The sequence below is a fragment of the Pseudomonas sp. NPDC087804 genome (assembly GCF_044742965.1).
Lineage (GTDB): Bacteria > Pseudomonadota > Gammaproteobacteria > Pseudomonadales > Pseudomonadaceae > Aquipseudomonas > Aquipseudomonas rustica.
The window spans coordinates 710212-725965 of the sequence record NZ_JBIUVN010000001.1 but is presented as its reverse complement, the minus strand read 5'-3'; the positions used below and the strand labels follow the sequence as shown (position 1 = coordinate 725965).

11 protein-coding genes and 1 pseudogene are annotated in these 15754 nt (G+C 55.3%); 6 read left to right on the top strand and 6 right to left on the bottom strand.

What is annotated here, in order from left to right; genetic code table 11:
- Nucleotides 1-57 precede the first annotated feature (57 nt).
- The 3 genes from ACIOMO_RS03185 to ACIOMO_RS03175 form a co-directional block, all read right to left on the bottom strand.
- Nucleotides 58-1359: an NAD(P)/FAD-dependent oxidoreductase gene (locus ACIOMO_RS03185; protein WP_401238019.1), complete on the bottom strand. Its 1302-nt coding sequence runs from the start codon at nucleotides 1357-1359 to the stop codon at nucleotides 58-60.
- On the bottom strand, nucleotides 1356-2444 hold the full coding sequence (locus ACIOMO_RS03180; protein WP_282357739.1) for a polyamine ABC transporter substrate-binding protein: 1089 nt from the start codon (nucleotides 2442-2444) through the stop codon (nucleotides 1356-1358). The genes ACIOMO_RS03185 and ACIOMO_RS03180 overlap by 4 nt, the downstream gene beginning before the upstream one ends.
- A 152-nt stretch (nucleotides 2445-2596) precedes the next feature.
- Nucleotides 2597-3955, bottom strand: a complete 1359-nt coding sequence (locus ACIOMO_RS03175) for a glutamine synthetase family protein (RefSeq protein ID WP_053120225.1) — start codon at nucleotides 3953-3955, stop codon at nucleotides 2597-2599.
- A 162-nt stretch (nucleotides 3956-4117) separates the two neighbouring features.
- On the opposite strand from ACIOMO_RS03175, the gene ACIOMO_RS03170 reads away from it, so the two are divergent.
- The 4 genes from ACIOMO_RS03170 (at nucleotide 4118) to ACIOMO_RS03155 (ending at nucleotide 9037) form a co-directional block, all read left to right on the top strand.
- Nucleotides 4118-5014: a helix-turn-helix domain-containing protein gene (locus ACIOMO_RS03170; protein WP_401238018.1), complete on the top strand. Its 897-nt coding sequence runs from the start codon at nucleotides 4118-4120 to the stop codon at nucleotides 5012-5014.
- A 96-nt stretch (nucleotides 5015-5110) separates the two neighbouring features.
- Nucleotides 5111-5620, top strand: a complete 510-nt coding sequence (locus ACIOMO_RS03165) for a sigma-70 family RNA polymerase sigma factor (protein WP_401238016.1) — start codon at nucleotides 5111-5113, stop codon at nucleotides 5618-5620.
- Nucleotides 5620-6567, top strand: coding sequence for a FecR domain-containing protein (locus tag ACIOMO_RS03160; RefSeq protein WP_401238014.1), 948 nt, complete (start codon nucleotides 5620-5622; stop codon nucleotides 6565-6567). The genes ACIOMO_RS03165 and ACIOMO_RS03160 overlap by 1 nt, the downstream gene beginning before the upstream one ends.
- 67 nt (nucleotides 6568-6634) lie before the next feature.
- Complete coding sequence (locus tag ACIOMO_RS03155; RefSeq protein ID WP_401238013.1) at nucleotides 6635-9037, top strand: TonB-dependent siderophore receptor; 2403 nt, start codon at nucleotides 6635-6637, stop codon at nucleotides 9035-9037.
- A 52-nt stretch (nucleotides 9038-9089) separates the two neighbouring features.
- On the opposite strand, the gene ACIOMO_RS03150 is transcribed toward ACIOMO_RS03155, so the two are convergent.
- Nucleotides 9090-9620, bottom strand: coding sequence for a YkgB family protein (locus ACIOMO_RS03150; protein ID WP_212551008.1), 531 nt, complete (start codon nucleotides 9618-9620; stop codon nucleotides 9090-9092).
- A 330-nt stretch (nucleotides 9621-9950) separates the two neighbouring features.
- Between ACIOMO_RS03150 and ACIOMO_RS03145 the strand changes: the two are divergent.
- Both ACIOMO_RS03145 and ACIOMO_RS03140 read left to right on the top strand, forming a co-directional pair.
- Nucleotides 9951-10465: pseudogene (locus ACIOMO_RS03145) on the top strand (cupin domain-containing protein).
- A 1527-nt stretch (nucleotides 10466-11992) separates the two neighbouring features.
- The gene (locus ACIOMO_RS03140; protein ID WP_401238011.1) at nucleotides 11993-13324 is read left to right on the top strand and encodes a tyrosine-type recombinase/integrase; all 1332 of its coding nucleotides are present in this window, start codon (nucleotides 11993-11995) and stop codon (nucleotides 13322-13324) included.
- A 106-nt stretch (nucleotides 13325-13430) separates the two neighbouring features.
- On the opposite strand, the gene ACIOMO_RS03135 is transcribed toward ACIOMO_RS03140, so the two are convergent.
- Both ACIOMO_RS03135 and ACIOMO_RS03130 read right to left on the bottom strand, forming a co-directional pair.
- Nucleotides 13431-14273, bottom strand: a complete 843-nt coding sequence (locus ACIOMO_RS03135) for a hypothetical protein (protein ID WP_213939632.1) — start codon at nucleotides 14271-14273, stop codon at nucleotides 13431-13433.
- 308 nt (nucleotides 14274-14581) lie between these two features.
- The gene (locus ACIOMO_RS03130) at nucleotides 14582-15691 is read right to left on the bottom strand and encodes a hypothetical protein (RefSeq protein WP_401238010.1); all 1110 of its coding nucleotides are present in this window, start codon (nucleotides 15689-15691) and stop codon (nucleotides 14582-14584) included.
- Nucleotides 15692-15754: the final 63 nt, after the last annotated feature.

Sequence of the window (15754 nt, the reverse complement as noted above, 5' to 3'; positions counted from 1 at the left end):
TTCTGTTTTTAAGATCAAAAGATCGCAGCCTTCGGCAGCTCCTACAGGGGAGGGATGTTAGCCGATGAGTTCGCGCAGGCGATACCAGAACATGCCCAGAGCCAATAACGGCGAGCGCAGCGCCGGACCGCCGGGGAAGGTCATGTGCGGCACACAGCTGAACACGTCCATGCCTTGGCTGTGGCCGGCGTGAATCGCTTCGCCGAGCAGTTTTGCGCACCAATGCGTGACGTTCAGGCCATGGCCGGAATAACCCTGCGCATAGAACACGTTCGGATGCTGTTTGAGGCGCCCGACCTGCGGGAAACGGTTGGCCGTGATGCCGATCTTGCCACCCCACTGATAATCGATTTTCACGTCGGCCAACTGCGGGAAGACTTTGAGCATTTTCGGCCGCATATAGGCGGCAATGTCGGCCGGATCGCGTCCGGAGTAGTGACAGGCCCCGCCAAACAGCAAGCGCCGATCCGCCGAGAGCCGGTAATAATCGAGGCCGACTTTCTGGTCGCACACCGCCAGATTCTGCGGAATCAATTGCGCGGCGCGTTCCTCGGACAACGGCTCGGTGGCGATGATGTAACTGCCGGCCGGCAGCACTTTGCCACTGAGTTGCTGTTCGAGTTCATCCAGATGCGCGTTGCAACCCAACACCAGACTGCCCGCACGCACACTGCCATTGGCGCAACGCACTTGAACGGTGGCGCCGTGGATGATCTCCAGTACCTGGCTTTGCTCGAAAATCCGCACGCCGAGCGAAGCCGCCAGCCGTGCTTCGCCTTGCACCAGATCCAACGGATGCAGGTGGCCTGAGCCCATGTCCACCAATCCGCCGGCATAGATGTCGGAGTTAACCACTTGCTGGCGAATCTGCTCCGGGCCGATCAGACGGGTTTCGTGGGCATAGCCCAGTTCGGCGAGGTCGAGCAGTTCGTCCTTGAAGGCATCGAACTGCGCGGTAGTGTTGGCCAGATCGCAAAAACCCCAGCGCAGGTCGCACTCGATGCCGTTGTCGCCGATGCGATTGCGCACCAGCTCCACCGAATCGATGCCGGCGCGCTGCAAATAACGCACGCCTTCCTGACCGACGTATTTGGCGAACCCGTCGACGTCATGGCCGATGCCACGGATCAACTGGCCGCCATTGCGCCCGCTGGCGCCCCAGCCGATTCGCCGGCCCTCGATCAGAATCACCGAGAGCCCGCGCTGCGCCAGTTCAATGGCGGTGTTCACCCCGGTGAACCCGCCGCCGATCACACAGACATCGGCGCTCAGATCACCTTCCAGTTGCGGATAAGGTGCAGTCGCCCGAGCCGAAGCGGCGTAATAGGATCGGGCGTGTTCTTCGGTGTACTGATTCATTTGTTCGACTTCACTTTGCTCCAGGAGCGGGTCATCAGACGCATGATCGCCTGGGGCGGGGTGGTAGAAATGTAGAGCTTGTCGAGCACTTCCTGTGGCGGATACACCTCAGGATTGTTGACCAGCTCCGGATCCATGAACTGCTTGGCGGCCGGGTTCGGGTTGGCGTAACCGACCGAAGCGCTGACCTTGGCGATCACTTGCGGATCCAGCAGGTAATTGATGAAGGCGTGGGCTTCTTTGGTGTTGCTCGCATCGGCCGGAATCGCCAGCAGGTCGAACCAGAGGTTGGCGCCTTCTTTCGGGATGGCGTAAGCGATGTTCACACCGTTTTTCGCTTCCTTGGCGCGGTTGGCGGCCTGGAACACGTCGCCGGAATAACCGAAGGCTACGCAGATGTCGCCGTTGGCCAGATCCGACACGTATTTCGAGGAATGGAAATAGGTGATGTACGGACGGATGCTCAGCAGTTTGGCTTCTGCCTTCTTATAGTCTTCCGGGTTTTCGCTGCGCGGGTCCATGCCCATGTAGTTGAGCACGGCGGGGAATACTTCGTCGGCGGAGTCCATCATCGACACGCCGCACTGGGTGAGTTTTTTCAGGTTTTCAGGCTCGAACAGCACGGCCCAGGAATCGATGTGATCGATGCCCAGCACTTGCTTGACCTTGTCGACGTTGTAACCGATGCCGTTGGTGCCCCACAGGTACGGCACCGAGTGCTCGTTGCCCGGGTCGTTTTTCTGCAGCAGTTCAAGCAGTTTCGGGTCGAGGTTCTTGAAGTTCGGCAGTTGCTCGCGATCCAGTTTGAGGAACGCGCCGGCCTTTACCTGTCGGGCGAGGAAATGGTTGGACGGCACGACCACGTCATAGCCGGTGCGGCCGGCGAGGAGTTTGCCTTCAAGTGTTTCGTTGGAGTCGAAAACGTCGTAGATCACCTTGATCCCGGTTTTGGCCTGGAAGTCGGCGAGGGTGGTTTCGCCGATGTAGTCGGTCCAGTTGTAAACGCTGACGGTGGGCTGGGCTTGTGCTGCGACGCTGCACATCAGGGCCAGCGCGGCGGGAACCATGGTTTTCAACAGACGCATATCGACACCTCTTAAATTTATTGGATTTTTCAGGTGGTTCTTTGGTGTTTGAGCTGCCGCCATCGCGAGCAGGCTCACTCCTACATTTTGGAATGCATTCCCCTGTAGGAGTGAGCATGCTCGCGATAGCGGTGGTACAGACAATGAAGGGGTTAAACGCTCAGCAGCAGGAACTCGCGCTCCCACGAGCTGATCACGCGCTTGAAGTTTTCATGCTCGGCGCGTTTCACCGCGACGTAGCCACGCACGAATTTGTCGCCGAGGTATTGCGCAACGGTTTCGCACTCTTCCATTTGCGTCAGCGCTTCTTCGATGGTGATCGGCAGGCGCAGGTTGCGGCGTTCGTAAGCGCGACCTTCCACGGCAGCGCTCGGCTGCACCTTGTCGACCATGCCGATATAACCGCAGAGCAAACTCGCGGCGATCGCCAGATACGGGTTGGCATCGGCGCCCGGCAAGCGGTTTTCCACACGCATCGCTTCAGGGCTGGAGGTCGGCACGCGCAGGCCGACGGTGCGGTTTTCTTCGCCCCATTCGACGTTGACCGGTGCCGAGGTGTCCGGCAGGAAACGGCGGAACGAGTTCACGTTGGGTGCGAACATCGGCAGCACTTTCGGGATGTACTTCTGCAAACCGCCGATGTAATTGAGGAACAGCTCGCTCATCTGCCCGTCTTCATTGGCGAAGATCGGTTTGCCGGTGGCGATTTCCACCACGCTCTGGTGAATGTGCATGGCGCTGCCGGGCTCATCACCAATCGGCTTGGCCATGAACGTCGCGGCGACGTTGTGCTTGAGCGCAGCCTCACGCATGGTGCGTTTGAATACGGTGATCTGGTCAGCCAGATCCAGTGCGTCGCCGTGACGGAAGTTGATTTCCATCTGCGCCGGGCCGTCTTCGTGTATCAGCGTGTCGAGATCCAGACCTTGTAGTTCGCACCAGTCGTAGACGTCTTCGAACAGCGGATCGAACTCGTTGGCGGCATCAATCGAGAATGACTGACGACCACTTTCAGCACGGCCCGAGCGACCCAATGGCGCCTTGAGCGGCAAGTCCGGGTCTTCGCAGCGTTGAGTCAGGTAGAACTCCATTTCCGGCGCAACAATCGGCTTCCAGCCTTTGTCGGTGTAGAGCTGCAAGACTTTCTTCAGGACGTTGCGCGGAGACAGTTCGATCGGGTTGCCGAACTTGTCGAAGGTGTCGTGGATGACGATGGCGGTCGGTTCGATCGCCCATGGAATCACGTAGACCGCGTCAGCCACTGGCTTGCAGACCATGTCGATATCGGCAGGATCGAGCAGGTCGTAGTAGATGTCGTCGTCGACAAAATCCCCGGTTACCGTTTGCAGCAGCACACTTTCCGGCAGGCGCATGCCTCGCTCATGCAGGAACTTGTTGGTCGGTGCGATCTTGCCGCGGGCAATGCCGGTCAGGTCACTGACCACACATTCAACTTCGGTAATCTTGTGATCTTTCAGCCACGTGAACAGCTGATCGAAAGGGGCATTCATAAAGACCTCGTTATTGGTTTTATAGACGCCGGGGAGGGCGGGTTTCATCTTCCGCCCCTTCCCCTGTGGCGCGTTGACGACTATCTTGGGCGAGCCTTGCAGTTCCATCTATCCACTTTAAGCAGCACCAAAGCGCACCAAAAGAGTGCGCAAGGTCACCCCATGACAACGTGCAATCCGCTCCAGGTACAAGCGTTCAACACCGCCGATGTGGCCGAGCAAGTCCGCGCCACACCGGGCTGGGTACAGCATTACCAACAGATGTCGCCGGGCCATTTCGCCGGGCAGATTCGCTATCTGGATCTGCAGGGTGTCGAGGTCTACGAAGAGCAGATGAACACCCGCGTCGAGCAGAATTTCAGCGCACCGTCGGGTGCTTTGGCGTTCTGTTTTGATCGCAGTGATAACGCGCTGTACCTGCTCAACGAAGACAGCCGCAACATCTGGATCACCCCGGAGAACTACCAGGAAATTGCCGTGGTGTTCGGCCCTGAGTTTGTCCGTCAGCACGGTCTGGACGTGGCGAAACTCGAAGGTTTGTTCATGACCCAGCTCAACTGCGGACAGAACGCCCTGTTCAGTCGCTGGTTAAGCTCAACTCTCACGAAGTTGACGCAACCGCTTGATATAGATGAAAAAGATGCGCTAACTAAACAGCTGCTTGAGGACTGTATGTTCCTCCTCGACAACGCACGCGTGTGTCTCGACGGCGGCGGATTGCAGCGCCGCGCCGAAGAGCGAAGCATCATGAAACGAGTAGGGGAGTGGGCCGCAGATTCGCCGGAAGACACGCTCAATCTGCTCGAGCTTTCCAACGTTGCCGGCGTGTCGTTGCGTCAGTTGCAACAGGCGTTCAAGGCCTACACCGGGATGACGCCCAGCCACTGGTTGCGTTTGCGCCGGTTGAACAGTGCCCACCGCGAATTGCTCAAGCGCAGACCCACGGAAACCACGGTGGCCGAGGTGGCGATGCAGTGGTCGTTCTGGCATTTGGGGCGGTTTTCCAGCAGTTATCGGGCGTTGTTTAACGAGTTGCCGAGCGAGACGCTCAAGCGTTAATGAATACTGCAGCGGCGAAAAAGACCTTTGTCTCCTGAGTGAAGTTAATTAGAATCAGTCTCATTTGAATTCTTACTTCGCGCAGGGCCTCTCGAGATGACTGAAGCAGCGACGCCATCGCAGCAGAGCCTGCACGAGCTGTACCGCGATCATCGTGGCTTTCTCGAAACCTGGTTGCGGCGGCGCATGGGCAATGCCTGGGATGCGGCGGATCTCAGTCAGGACACCTTCATGCGCGTGCTGTGCAGCGCGCAACCCATCGTCGACATGCGTGAACCGCGGGCCTATTTGCTTACGGTCGGCAAACGTCTGCTGAGCAATTTCTACACTCGCCGCAGTCTCGAAAAAGCCTACCTCGAAGCCCTCGCGCAATTGCCCGAAGAGTGCGTGCCGTCGCCCGAGCAGCGTTGGCTGCTGCTGGAAACCCTGCAAGCGCTGGACGAATTACTCGATGGCTTGCCGCGAGCGGTGCGTAAGGCGTTTTTATGGAGTCAGCTCGAAGGCCTGGGTTATCGCGAGATTGCCGAACGCTTGCAAGTCTCTGAGCGAACCATAAAACGTTATATGGCAACGGCTTACGAGCATTGTTTGATGCTAGATCTATGATGAGAATAGCGCCCGGTAATGAAGCGCGGGAAGTGGCGCGGGCTGCCGCGCAATGGCTGGCGTTGCTCGAGTCCGGTGAAGCCAATGAAGCCGATCACTCACGGCTTAAGACCTGGCGCGAGAGCGACAGCCGCCACGAAAACGCCTGGCAGAAGATTCAGTTATTGCGTCAGCGATTTTCCAGTCTGCCCACAGAATTGGCCATGGCCACCCTCGATCGACCGGATCTGGAACGACGTGCGGCCGTGAAACGGGCGCTGGCTCTGGCCGCACTTGTGCCGACGGCGTGGCTGATCAGTCGCCAATTACCGTTGGACGTCTGGCGCGCCGATTTGCACACCAGCACCGGCGAACACAAACAGACGCTTTTGGCCGATGGCAGCACCTTGCAGCTGAACACGGCGAGTGCGGTGAATGTCGATCTCACCAGCCGTGAACTGACCTTGGTACGCGGCGAAATGGCGCTCAACGTCCGTGGCGGCGCGGCGTTGACGATCAATGCGCCTTACGGCCGGATTATCGTCAGCCGCAGCGAAGTCTGCGTGCGTCTTAACGAGCGTGATTGCAACGTATCGGTGCTCAGCGGTTCCGTACAATTGCAGCCGTTACACGGGCCTTTGCTGCAACTGAATGCAGGGCAACAGATTAACCTGCAAGCCTCAGGCGCCGGTTTGATCACGCCTTACGACACGAAAATGCCAGGCTGGCGCGACGGTGTGTTGATGGCGCAAAACCAGCCATTAGGCGACTTCCTGCGTGAGTTGAGCCGCTATCGCCCGGGTTTGCTGCGCTGGGATCCGGCACTGGAAAACCTGCGCATCACCGGCAGTTTCCGCCTCGACAACACCGATAAAGTCCTCGCACTGCTGGCGGCGAGCCTGCCGCTGGAGGTGCATTCGCGCACGCGTTTCTGGGTCACGTTGATGCCGCGAAAAAATATCGTCTGAAGCCTGTCCCTTTTATTCGCCTCACCGGTCATTGCAGGTAAGTGAACAAAATCGAGAGCTTCTTCCAATGCCCGCAGTATTCCCAAGTCGTTTGCGTCCGTTGTTGCAGTTGAGCCTCCTGCTGAGCCTGAGTGCCAGCCCTGTGTTGATTCAATCCAGTTGGGCCGATGACGCGGCCCGCCGCAGTTATTCGGTGCCGGCCGGCAGTTTGAGTGCCGCGCTGACTCGCTTTGCCGGGTTGGCCGGGGTCAATCTGTCGGTGGATCCGGCGCTGGTCAGTGGCCGCAACAGCAACGGTTTGTCTGGCGAATATGGCGTGGAGGAGGGCTTCACCCGCTTGTTGCTGGGCTCCGGTCTGCAACTGCAACCGGTGGGCGATCACGCTTATACGCTGATTCCTGCGGCCGATGGCAGCAGCCTGCAACTGGCGCCGACCTCGATTCTCGGTGCCACTGGATCGAGCGATGCCGATGTGTTTGCTGGCGGCCAGGTTGCTCGGCGTGGCTCGCAGGGCTTGCTGGGGTCGAAAGACTTTATGGAAACGCCGTTCAGCATGACCACCTATACCAGCGAGGCGGTGAAGAATCAGCAGGCGCGCACCTTGGGCGATCTGATTTCCAGCGACCCCTCGGTGCGCGCGACCAACCCGGCCGGTGGCCGCTATGAGCAATTCACCATTCGTGGTTTCAGCTTGTTCAACAGCGACGTTTCGTACAACGGGCTCTACGGTGTGTTGCCGACGTACACCATCGACATGGAAATGGCCGATCGCGTCGACATCCTCAAAGGCCCGAGCCAACTGATCAACGGGATCTCGCCACGGGGCAGTGTCGGCGGCGGGATCAACATCGTGCCCAAGCATGCCACCGACCAACCGATCACTTCGCTGACCGCCAATTACGCCTCGAACAATCAGCTTGGCGGCGCGGTGGATGTCGGCCGGCGTTTCGGTGAGGACAATAAATTCGGTCTGCGCTTCAACGGCGTCAAACAGTCCGGCGACACTGAATGGGATCATCAGAGTGTCGACCGCGACATGGCGGTACTGGGGCTGGATTTTCGCGGTGAGCGCTTGCGGCTTTCCACCGATGTCGGCCACACCGAACGCGACACCGATGCGCCGCAGGAACGCGTGCAGGTCGCGGCCAATGCAAAGGTGCCGAGCGCCAACGACGTGCATCGCAACTACGCGCAACCGTGGAGCCAGGCGAAAACCGAGGACACCTTCGGTACGGTCAACGCTGAGTTCGACGTCAATGATTCGGTGATGCTGTACGGCGGCGTCGGCGCGCGCAAAAGCAATCATGACTTCCTGCGGCATGCGGTTTCCGTCACCAACGATGCCGGTGATTTCAGCGTTCTGCCGCGAGATTTCACCCGTGACGAAAACGTGCGTACGGCCACGGCGGGTGTGCGCAACTGGTTTCACACCGGGCCGGTGAGCCACGAGGTCAACCTCGCGGCCAGCTATTTCTATATGGATTTCGAGAACGGCGGCGCGCGTTATGCGGCAGGGCGCAGCAATCTGTATGACCCGGTGGAAACGGCGAAACCCGGCACGCCGACGCGCTACGACGCCAAGGTTTATACCGAAAACCGTTTCAGCGGCGTGGCGCTCTCGGACACCTTGGGTTTCTTCGAAGATCGTTTACTGCTGACCCTCGGTGCGCGCTGGCAGCGGGTCAAAGTCGATGACTGGAGCGATGACGTGAAGGGCGACACCGCGTATGACGAGGAAAAAGTTTCGCCGTCCGGCGGGATTTTGTTCAAGGCGACCGACAAGCTGTCGCTTTACGCCAACTATATGGAAGGCCTGAGCCAGGGCAAGATCGCGCCGTCGACGTCGGTGAACGAGGATGAGATTTTCCCGCCGTTCATTAGCCGTCAGGTCGAAGTCGGCGCCAAGTACGATGCCGGCGCCTATGCGCTGACCGCTGCGGTTTTCCGCATCAAGCAACCAGCGTATGAAACCAACGCCACCACGCGCGTGTTCGGGCCCAATGGCAAACGCGAGAACAATGGTGTTGAGCTCAGCGTGTTTGGCGAACCGCTGAAAGGCTTCCGCTTGCTCGGCGGTGTGATGTACATCGACAGCGAGTTGACTGAAACCACCAACGGCACGTTTGACGGCAATCGTGCGCCGGCGACGCCGAAGTACAACGTCAATCTGGGGGCAGAGTGGGACGTGCCAACTGTGCAGGGGCTGACGCTGACTGGACGCGGGATCTATTCGAGCTCGCAGTATCTGGATCAGTCAAACCAGAAGGAGATCGACTCCTGGGAGCGCTTCGATGTCGGCACGCGATACACGTTCAAGCTGGATGAAAAGACCGTCACCTTGCGCGGCAATATCGAGAACGTGCTGGATAAGCGTTATTGGAGTTCGGCAGGGGCGTCAGATGACAGTGAACCGGGGTTGACGCTGTCGACGCCACGGACGTATTTGCTCTCGGCCACTGTGGATTTCTGATATGAAAACGCCCGGTATAACCGGGCGCATGATTGTTCTGATCAGAATAGATTCAAAGTCCGCTGTGCTCTTCAACCGGGGCCAGCGGGTTCTGGCAGGCGAAGTTGCCTTTTGAGTTTCTCAACACCGTCAGCAGGCTGTGCTTGAGCAACACCACCGAGCCGGCCAGCAACACCGCATCCTTGATCAGAAAACTGGTCGCACCGCCCATCGCCGGAAAGCCGCCAGCCGACGCTTCCCAGGCGCCCGGTGTGGTGAAAATCAGGGTGAGGGTGGTCAGGTAAGTGACCGCCGAGCCTGCGGACGCCAACACGGAAATGCGTGGGAACCAGATACCCAGAATCAGACCCAAGCCGATGGTCCATTCCGCCACACCCAAGGCGTAGCTGGCACCTTGTATCCCGAACGCACTGTGCATCCAGCCGAGGATTGCGCTGTTACTGAGCAGTGGAACCAAACCCTCAGCTTCATAGGGAAACCATTTGGCATAGCCAAATATCGCGAAGATCAGTATCAGCGCCCAACGCATTAATTTGATTTCAAAGTCGTTGGAGAGCAGGCGAAGGAGGGCAGGTGAGTTCATGGTAAATCCTTGTCTTTAAGGTAGATGACAACCCATAGAGAAGGATCAACGTCGAAAATTACACATCACCTCAGTGAGGGTGGAGGTTTGAGAAATACAAACAGTTACGGAAATGGCCTACAGATTCGGGCATTGCGTACGCTTAGCGTGCGCAGCCAGTCTATTGGACGTTGACTTGTGGCTCTTCTCATTCTTCGCCTCCCGTTTGGGAGGTTTTTTTTGCCTGAATTTAGTTGGAGAGAGCGTCTGGGGATGGCGATATATAACTACACTAAATGACCGTTTAGTCGAGCTATCCAGAAGTTCGGCGCATATTCGAAGGAGAAGGCCGTGATTCAGCGCAGAAGCGGATCTGAAGGCGTGATCAGGGCACTGAATCTGGAGCCTCACGTCGAAGGTGGTTATTTTCGCAGAACCTATCAGGCAGACCATCGAGACATGCTCGAAACGGCCAATGGTTCACGATACCTGATGACGTCGATTTATTATCTGCTGGATGAACAATCGCCCGTGGGCCAGTTTCATTTCAATCAGTCGGACATCCTGCATTACTTTCATCTGGGCGACGCCATCGAGTACAGCCTGATTCACGCCGATGGTTCGTTGCAGACATTGGTAATGGGCAGCGACATGCTCGCAGGACAGCTTTTGCAATTACACGTACCGGGCGGATCTGGAAAGCTTCACGGTTACTGGATGGGCCGAACGGATTTGGATTGATCAGCGAAGCGGTTTCGCCAGGGTTTGATTTTGCGGACATGGAAATGGGTGATCGTCAGAAACTCGTGCAGCAGTTTCCACAGCATCGAACGCTGATTGAGAAGCTGACGCGTGATGAGGGTTGAGTGAGGTGAATTTCGACGGGTTGCTAAAGGCTTCGGGGAAAGAGGTTCTGAGAGCGATGCTGGAGATTGAAATGCTGTGCGGCAACCACCCCAACCTCGTAATACTTTGTTACGTGTAATGTATATTATGTTAAATCATGTATTACGGAATGGTGTTCACTAGCTCTCTGCATCACGGCTTCGATAAAGCTGCGCCAATCGCGGTTTAAGTGGAAAGCCCCTTGCTATCCCCCTCAAACCCATGATTCCCGGGGGGGTTAGCGCATTCAGCATGTCAATGCGACAGGTTTTTCTAACGAAATCAGTGGAAAAATCTGTTAGGTAAAAATTCGTAATCTACTGATTAACAACAATATTTATTAGTTAAGCTCAAATGTAATAGCTCCCTAGCCCAAGGAGAAATTAATGGACTGAGATCCGAAGGTACGAATCCATGGCTGCCCTGAAACCCACGAAAGACAGGGGTTCCAGCGATTTTTGAGGAAATGCGTGGACATTCCCACCCTCCGTTTCCTGAGACGAAACAAGTGGACATTCCATGCCAACAGAGCGCTGGCAAGGTCTTTCCGTAGCCTGCTGAAACTCAGCGTCCGCTTGCACACCAGCCCCTAAACCGAAGTCTCTCAAAGCCGCTGCAACTTCCTCAAAGCCCCGTAATACCGGGCCGGCGCCATATCCACCATCGTTCGTGTTGCAATCACGCACTGATGCATGCCTGCTCGCCGCCGCTCCTGAACGACATGATCAACAACACGTAGCTGGATCGTGGCCTCCCTCGATGGCGCCATTGTTTATTAAAACAATAAGTGGAAATGCCATGTGCTAATCGTACTTAAAACCCATGAAAGCCACGAAGACAGGGCTCTCTCAGGTATTCAACGAAATAAGTGGATGTTCCAGAGGGCGTTTCCATTTAAAGATTTAAATGGAAAAACCATTCGTGCTTTTCCACTCATTTATTGAGATCTGCCTGGTCTACGTTGCAGCGCATATCATTCGGTCAATGCAGAGCCTGAAGCATGAATTACACAACAATTGCCACTGACCGTATGCCGAAAAAAGCCGCTCCAACAAGCCTAACTCCGCCTTAAGCCCAAAACCCCCAAAGAAGCAAAAACAGAATTCGCACACTCTGACAATATTAGGTTAAATAATTTTTGGAATAATTCAGAAAGATCTCAATCCATTACGGTACGGAGACTTAAGCTGGATCTGACAATACATAGTTAAATAAAATAATCCCAAGCACGACATAAGGCGAAAAAAATTCACGTAAAGAAATTAGCGGAAAAACCAACAGAACCATCGCTCCTAGTTCATGCTTCAGGCTTTTGTCAAGTTGAAACTAAAAACTATATCCGCTGAGTAGGGGGAGTTGCAGCGGCGTGTTTCAGGGGCTACCATCGATCAATGTTCATCGGTTCGGAGTAGGGAAGATGAAAAATGCATCTGCCCTGCCCTAACTTCCAGTTACTTCCATTACTGGAAGTTTCTCATCGAAGCAAAACTATACGGTAAAGCACAACAATGGTTACGCAGCCAATGCCTCTATTCGAGTCCTACGAAATCTTTATAGAGATGGACTTTACTATGCGCAAACCTGTTATGGCTTGCGTCCGTGAATACATCGAACAATTTCCATCTCCCGTAGAGGCTATCAAGGGCTACCTAACAGCCCGTGATTTTCTGAGAGCGTTTTCAGATAACGATCTGACATTCACTTCTTATAGAACCCATGTTGAGCGCTTGCTGCTATGGACGCTCATCATCAAGCAAAAGCCTTTTTCTCAGCTCAAACGCCAAGACGCGGAGGACTATCTGGAGTTCTGCCGTAACCCTCCAGCTAACTGGATCGGCCCGATCGTGCGCGGCCGATTCGTGACAAGCGATCATACTGAATCAACTTGGGGTGATCCTGTCATGCCAAACGAGAAATGGAGGCCATTCAGATTGAAACAATCCAAGGACTCATCGAATGAGCTGAAGTCACCTTCAGACGCTACGTCCCGGGATGGGGAGCAAGGCATAGCCGTCGGCGTCACTCTTTACAAACCTTCCTCGAGCACCATCAACCAGATCTACACGATCTGCAGTCGTTTTTTTGAGTACATGGTCGAGGACGGTTCGGTTGCGGCGAACCCTTTCCGGATGATCAAGAAGCGGAGCGTTAGCGGTGGAGCGCCACAACAGGAAGCTGTGAACCGCGCCCTTACGCCCTTGCAGTGGGACTACGTACTGGAAACCGCTGAACGGATGGCCGTGAATGAGCCAGAGCGGCATGAGCGCACCTTGTTCATCGTGGCTACTCTGTTCGCAATGTATCTGCGGGTGTCCGACATTGTTGGGCGCCCGAATTGGCGCCCAGTCATGGGTGATTTCCGCCAAGATCCGGAGGGCAACTGGTGGTACCACGTGATCGGAAAAGGTAATAAAGCCGGCAAAGTCGCGGTGAGGGACGAGTACGTCTCCAAGTACTTGACGCGCTACCGCCGATTCGTTGGGCTGTCTCCATTGCCTGAGTGGAATGAGCAGACGCCGCTGCTCATGACGCTCCGAGGACGCTCAGGGCTTTCTGGTCGGCAGGTGCGCGCCCTCCTCCAATCGGTCTTCGATAACGCTCTAGCGCGAATGCGCGATGAGGAGCGCGCGGAGTATGAGATGAACAGCCTGCGGGCAGCTTCCGCACATTGGCTCAGGCATACCTCGGCGACGTTCGACGCGCCCCTGCGCAGTCCGAAGGATCTCCAAATGGACTTGCGTCATAGCAGTCTCAGCACAACCCAGAACGTCTACTACCATTCGCATGACCAGGAGCGCAGTCAATCCGTGCGTGGCGTAAGCATGCGCGACAGGGGTTAAAAGTCCTCGGCGACTTGCACCGAACCTAAATTCTAAACTTTGGCCGGTCGTGAATGCCTTGACCGACTAGGCTCAAATTGGCGAAAAGTACTTCCGTTGATGGCGATCAATGCGCCCAAACCGCTGCCGAATTTTTGCTTGAGGCCGCATACTCACACGTTATAGTCTCAAAATTCTCTGGGACAGCAACTGAACGAAGAAACGATACTTTTCTCCATTCGAACGTTATGAACTCGTCTAGAACAGGAGCAATTAAAGCCAAACGCTTGTCGGCGTCCAGAAACACCATGCTTTTAGTGGCGCTATCTATGTTTGCACAAGGAGAGTACGCATTGAAATCTACCGCGTGGGCAATTCTGTAGATCATTTGATCCCTCGAACTCTCCCTGTCGATCCTGAAGTGCGAAAACCCCGCCATGGTAATAAATGAAATTCCTGTAACGACCTGGCAGACTATTAGCATGAGCCCTTTGCCGTGATGGCTTCCTTGCAATACTGAACTGACCACTAATAAATTGCACACAAAACCTGAGATAATGAAAAACCAAAACAGAATACTGATCATATGTAACAAAGTGGTTGCTGCTAAGGTCATCGGAAAAGCACTGGCCTCCATGTGAAATATTCGGTTGATATCCACTGACGCTCTTGTTCTAGCGACGTAGCCTAGGCACGCCACGAAGAACGCCCACAATAATAAACTTGATTTCAGATTCATGAGGCGATGCATGAGGGTGACTTCAACCAAACCCATGAACACATAAATCGAGCCTAGCAGGACACCACACATAAAAAGGGCAAACTTTTCGGGTTCAGGGTCAGAGCCGTTAATACATGAGATCGCGATGCCAAACATTGCAATGACCCCCAGGGTTACGCCAAACAGAGCCTGGGTAGCGGACTCTTTAGCTTTATTTTCACTAGGCGGAATGCTGTAGGAATTACTCAACGCTCTATAACCTTATTTGATTCGTGAATGATGACAGCCGCAACGACAGGAGCGACCGCTTTCTGAAGAAACTAGCTATGCTTGCCCGGGTGTCGGGGATCATGATGGGGCAGCCTGGGCGATTACATTTAGAGACGTGAACTACGACTGCCCTCTGCCTCCAAAATACGACAAATAGCGGGCGCCCCCTGAGAACCTCTAGGTGTACGGCGATTGCCAGATCGGGGCTGCGATGGTTACTAAGCCAGGCCTCGAACGCTCAGGAAATGCCGGTAAGCATTCCCTGCGAACCAGTCGTGGGGTCGAGGCTAGCCACCCTTCCCCATCAGCTTAATGATCCACTCATACGCCGCAACTGCCTTGCCCACTACCTCGCCCGATGTGTTCACCAGTTCTAGGGCCGATTTGATTCGGGTCAGTTGATTTCGGTTGATACGGGTAGTGGCTATTTGTTTGCCCGGCAAAAGACCTTCAAGTTCTCCGAACAATTTGTCGCGGCTTTCCATCCAATGCTGAGCCTGCTCCGTGACCGATGGGATAAAGATGCCACCACGTTGTAGCTCAATCAGTGGTGCTCGACGGCTGTCCAGCTCATCCGCCAGCCTCAACAAGCGCGAGATTTGCTCGTCTCTGAGAAATTTCTCAGACTCTTTGAAGGAGAATCGCGACAGGACATCTTCGAGTATCTTTCGGCCCTGACAGCCTTGAGCCACATAAGACACCACCATCCGACGATCTTCATCACTGCCATCATACCGTCGAAGCATCTGATCCAAGATTTTAGAGATCTGACTCGTCTTTGCACCGATGCTGTTGACGAGATCTTGGATTCGCTCCAAGGACTTAGGCAGCAGGCCTGCCATACTCGAAATTTCTTTTTTGAAATTAGGCGTGCCATCCACAATCTTGCGGATTTTCTGCAGGAGCTCTTTGAGATGCTCTGTTGTCCACTCCTTGTCTAAAGAAAGGACAATGGACTCATCCACTCCATGCACGACCAAGCAGAGGCATGGGAGGTCGGCGGGTTCCACGTTGAAAATCTGCATGAAGTCCGGAACGAACCGGGCCATACCTCTTGCTGATGTCTTTGCTACATGATCACGATGGTGTTCCCACTCATCAGTGAGATCTCGAAAGCTCGTGGTGTCCCGTAAGGGGAAAGCCACTCCTGAAAACGCCCCTACCTCACCAAGACCCCGGTCAAGCCCTACCGCTGAACCTCCAGTGGAATCGAGCAGAATGAAGGCTACCTCGCCACCGAGCACCGCGTCTGCAGCTGAAAAGCCCAGGATCAAGTCCTTCAGCTTTTGCTGGTCTTCCAATTCCGGCGCCAGCATGACGCACATGATTCGCTGTTTTTCTTGCTTGGCATGGAACCAGTCAATGAGTTCCTGCGGAGTTGCGGATGTGATCAGCATTGGTCTTCCCTTCTAATGCACAGTCAGGTCTGTAGGTGTTTGGGATGTTCGTAATGCTACAAA

Bases quoted from the DNA above. Each gene is read 5' to 3' on its own strand.
- ACIOMO_RS03130 (WP_401238010.1), bottom strand. From the start codon at position 15,691: ATGCTGATCACATCCGCAACTCCGCAGGAACTCATTGACTGGTTCCAT.
- ACIOMO_RS03150 (WP_212551008.1), bottom strand. From the start codon at position 9,620: ATGAACTCACCTGCCCTCCTTCGCCTGCTCTCCAACGACTTTGAAATC.
- ACIOMO_RS03160 (WP_401238014.1), top strand. From the start codon at position 5,620: ATGAGAATAGCGCCCGGTAATGAAGCGCGGGAAGTGGCGCGGGCTGCC.
- ACIOMO_RS03165 (WP_401238016.1), top strand. From the start codon at position 5,111: ATGACTGAAGCAGCGACGCCATCGCAGCAGAGCCTGCACGAGCTGTAC.
- ACIOMO_RS03155 (WP_401238013.1), top strand. From the start codon at position 6,635: ATGCCCGCAGTATTCCCAAGTCGTTTGCGTCCGTTGTTGCAGTTGAGC.
- ACIOMO_RS03175 (WP_053120225.1), bottom strand. From the start codon at position 3,955: ATGAATGCCCCTTTCGATCAGCTGTTCACGTGGCTGAAAGATCACAAG.
- ACIOMO_RS03185 (WP_401238019.1), bottom strand. From the start codon at position 1,359: ATGAATCAGTACACCGAAGAACACGCCCGATCCTATTACGCCGCTTCG.
- ACIOMO_RS03140 (WP_401238011.1), top strand. From the start codon at position 11,993: ATGGTTACGCAGCCAATGCCTCTATTCGAGTCCTACGAAATCTTTATA.
- ACIOMO_RS03170 (WP_401238018.1), top strand. From the start codon at position 4,118: ATGACAACGTGCAATCCGCTCCAGGTACAAGCGTTCAACACCGCCGAT.
- ACIOMO_RS03180 (WP_282357739.1), bottom strand. From the start codon at position 2,444: ATGCGTCTGTTGAAAACCATGGTTCCCGCCGCGCTGGCCCTGATGTGC.